This is a genomic window from Alcanivorax sp. HI0044 (assembly GCF_001634945.1).
Genome location: NZ_LWEZ01001946.1, coordinates 1 through 2398 on the forward strand (window position 1 = coordinate 1; position 2398 = coordinate 2398).

At 58.9% G+C, this 2398-nt stretch carries 4 protein-coding genes; 2 read left to right on the forward strand and 2 right to left on the reverse strand.

Translation table 11 applies throughout. The features are described from left to right. The coding region (locus A3730_RS28815) for a dienelactone hydrolase family protein (protein WP_231884086.1) at positions 1-759 on the forward strand (759 nt) is incomplete at its 5' end. Positions 760-868: 109 nt separating this feature from the next. On the opposite strand, the gene A3730_RS28820 is transcribed toward A3730_RS28815, so the two are convergent. Further along, the gene (locus A3730_RS28820; RefSeq protein WP_063539432.1) at positions 869-1312 is read right to left on the reverse strand and encodes a DUF3617 domain-containing protein; all 444 of its coding nucleotides are present in this window, start codon (positions 1310-1312) and stop codon (positions 869-871) included. Between the two features lie 58 nt (positions 1313-1370). Next, on the reverse strand, positions 1371-2009 hold the full coding sequence (gene nth / locus A3730_RS28825) for an endonuclease III (protein ID WP_063519324.1): 639 nt from the start codon (positions 2007-2009) through the stop codon (positions 1371-1373). 117 nt (positions 2010-2126) lie between these two features. Between nth and A3730_RS28830 the strand changes: the two genes are divergently transcribed. Further along, positions 2127-2398 (forward strand): sodium/glutamate symporter (locus A3730_RS28830; RefSeq protein ID WP_231884087.1); only part of this gene is annotated, 272 nt, incomplete at its 3' end.

A 2398-nucleotide genomic window follows, 5' to 3' on the forward strand; every position in this document is an offset into this window, starting at 1 on the left:
GGACGTTCCATGACAAACCAACCGGTAGGGATTACCTTGCCCGACGGGCATGTAATGCGCGCCCGTTGGCTGCGCCCTGACAGCCATCAACCACACAAGGCGGCGGTGATCGCCATCCACGATATTTTTGGTTATACCGACGATATTGAGCGTATCGCCCAGCGCCTGGCAGATAACGGCTACCCGGTGTTGGTGCCGGATCTCTATGATTTGCCCGGCAGCAAGGCGTTATGTGTGGTGAAGACCCTGAAGGCCCACGAAACGGGCAAAGGCCCGGCGTTTGCCCAGTTGGAAGCCTGTCGTGAATGGTTGCTGGCACAAAGCGAAGAGCCGGTGACCCAGGTGGGGGTGATGGGGTTTTGCATGGGCGGGCGATTCGCGGTGTTGTATGCCAGCCAGGCCCCGGTGCAGGTGGTGGCACCGTTTTATGGCGGGATCCCCAAAAAGGCCGAGACCTTGCGCGGCATTTGCCCTGCGGTAGGAGGCTGGGGCAAGCAGGATATGCTCTACGGCGATCATGGTGAGCGTTTGGCCAGCCATCTGGAAACGCTCGGGGTGCCCCACGATATCCGCAGTTATGACGATGTGGGCCATTCCTTCATGAATGACCACCAGACCTTCACGTTCAAAAAGCTTGGCCCGTTGCCGCCACTACGGTCGAAATTCGATGCGGGCGCCTCAGAGGACAGCTGGCAACGTGTGCTGGCGTTCTTCGAGAAAGTCTTCAGCGGTGAGCTCACTGCTACGCCTGAGGCCTGATGCCGAATGCCTGAGGCCAAAAGCCGCTCGAGTTGCCCGGCCGTTTTTGTTTGGCCGGGCGCCAGGCATTCGGCATCAGGCCCTGTCCCCTCAATACCGCGATGAGCCCTTACTTATCGCAGGCACCGAGCCATTTGGCTTCGCTGTGGGTGGTCATGGACTGTTTGTTACCGGTGACCGTGATACTGGTGCTGTAGTGCTTGGGATTGTGCAGCACCATCTCGCCGCGAATTTTGGTGGGNTTGTTGCTTCCGGGCATCGTGCAGTTGGTGCTCCAGTGCAAGGTATCGCCGCTACGGTTCACTTCGCCAGCCCCGCAGCCTCCCTGTTTCCAGCTATCGCGCATGGCGACTTCCGGGTTCGCGGCCTGGGCCTGGGTGAGGCATTCCTTGCGGACCTGATTACGCATGGCGTCCGGCACTGCAGGTGAATTCAGTTTGGCGGTGATCTCCCAGAGCCCGGGGGTGAGTTCATTGGCCTGGGTTGCCAGCGAGGCAAGACTCAGGGGCAGGGCAGTCAGCAAACACAGGCCAAGTCGGGTAGCAGTTTTCATAACGATTCCCTTCGCGAGTACGGGTTAAGGGCTGCCCCCGAGCTTGCGACAGCGTCGGCTAGGCTGGGCGCTGGCTGGGGGGGAATTCGCACAGATCCGCGATCAGGCAATCACCGCATTTGGGCTTGCGGGCGATGCAGACATAGCGGCCATGCAGAATCAACCAGTGATGAGCATCGCGCAGAAATTCCTCCGGCACCAGTCGTACCAGCCGTTTTTCGACCTCCAGCACGTTTTTGCCCGGGGCAATACGGGTGCGGTTGGATACCCGAAAGATGTGGGTGTCCACCGCCATGGTGGGGTAGCCATAGGCGGTATTCAGTACCACATTGGCGGTTTTTCGACCCACGCCGGGTAGTGCTTCCAGCTCCTCACGGGTGCGCGGGACCTGGCTGTCGTGCTGTTCGATCAAAATACGGCATAACTGGATGATGTTTTCGGCCTTGGAGTTAAACAGGCCGATGGTCTTGATGTACTCTTTAAGCCCGTCGACGCCCAGCGCAAAGATAGCCTCTGGCGTATTGGCGACCGGATACAGGCGTGCGGTGGCTTTATTCACCCCCACATCGGTGGCCTGGGCCGAGAGCACCACGGCAACCAGCAGTTCAAAGTCCGACTGGTATTCCAGTTCAGTGGTCGGGTGCGGGTTCTGGGCGCGCAGACGGGAAAAAATTTCGGTACGTTTTTCGCGATTCATAGCATCTTCCTGTGTTCGCGAGGCAGTATAGCGGATGAAGCGCCGGGTGTGAGGGGATGCTCCCTTAATGCGATGGCATGTCAGGCTCTCATAGAGGGGCCAAAGAAGGAGAGTTAGATGCAGTTTTCCGCCATGGAAACCCTGATGATTGCCCTGTTGGTACTGGGCACAGGTCAGTGGCTGGTGCACCGGATTTCCATCCTTTCCCGGCTGAATATGCCGGAACCCGTGGTGGGCGGCTTGCTGGCCACCATTATCGTGACAGCGCTGCAAATTGGTGGTGTTTCCCTGACGTTCGATGAAAGCATGAAGGTGCCCTCCATGCTGTTTTTCTTCGGGGCGGTGGGGCTGGCTGCGGATTTTCGCCTGCTGAAGCAGGGCGGCTGGGC

Excerpts from the sequence above, each read along its gene's own strand:
- nth (WP_063519324.1), bottom strand. The coding sequence starts at position 2,009 with ATGAATCGCGAAAAACGTACCGAAATTTTTTCCCGTCTGCGCGCCCAG.